1 protein-coding gene is annotated in these 1,058 nt (G+C 62.8%); it reads right to left on the bottom strand.

The window, feature by feature from the left end; translation table 11 throughout:
- Nucleotides 1-1,058, bottom strand: a 1,058-nt coding sequence (locus WS91_RS37810) for a hypothetical protein (protein ID WP_269435341.1), incomplete at both ends; no start/stop codon positions are given.

Here is a 1,058-nt window from a genome sequence, read left to right on the forward strand (position 1 = left end):
ACCAACAGCTCACTGACCTCGCTGTCCACTTCCGCTTCGTCGGGTATCAGCTCGGCGAACAGTTCCGTCGCTTCGCTCTCGACCTCTGCGTCGACCGGCTTGTCGACGACGAACAGCAATGTTGCCTCGCTGTCCACGTCGACTTCCACGGGTATCGGCTCGCTGTCCACCGGCCTCAGCACGACAAACAGCAACGTCGCTTCGCTGTCCAGTGGTCTCAGCAGCACCAATAGCTCGCTGACCTCGCTGTCGACTTCCGCCTCGTCGGGTATCAGCTCAGCGAACAGCTCCGTCGCTTCGCTGTCGACCTCTGCGTCGACCGGCTTGTCGACCACCAACAGCACTGTCACTTCGCTTTCGACGTCGGCTTCGACCGGCATCGGCTCGTTGTCGACTGGCCTGAGCAGCACGAACAGCTCGCTGACCTCGCTGTCGACTTCCGCCTCGTCGGGCATCAGCACCGCGCAAAGCGGCGTCAACTCGCTTTCCACCGGACTGTCGACCACCAACAGCAACGTCGCTTCGCTGTCCAGTGGTCTGAGCACCACCAACAGCTCACTGACCTCGCTGTCCACTTCCGCTTCGTCGGGTATCAGCTCGGCGAACAGCTCCGTCGCTTCGCTGTCGACCTCCACGTCGACCGGCTTGTCGACCACCAACAGCACTGTCACTTCGCTTTCGACGTCGACTTCGACCGGCCTCAGCTCCGCAAATAGCTCGACCGCTTCGCTGTCGACCTCCACGTCGACCGGCATCGGCTCGCTGTCCACCGGCCTCAGCACCACGAACAGCTCGCTGACCTCGCTGTCGACTTCCGCCTCGTCGGGCATCAGCTCGGCGAATAGCTCCGTCGCTTCGCTCTCGACCTCTGCGTCGACCGGCTTGTCGACCACCAACAGCAATGTCGCTTCGCTTTCGACGTCGGCTTCGACCGGCCTCAGCTCCGCGAATAGCTCGATCGCTTCGCTCTCGACTTCGACGTCGACCGGCATCGGCTCGTTGTCGACTGGCCTGAGCACGACGAACAGCAACGTCGCGTCGCTGTCCAGCGGCCTCAG

The organism is Burkholderia sp. MSMB1498 (assembly GCF_001526245.1).
In the GTDB taxonomy this organism is placed as follows: Bacteria; Pseudomonadota; Gammaproteobacteria; order Burkholderiales; family Burkholderiaceae; genus Burkholderia; species Burkholderia savannae.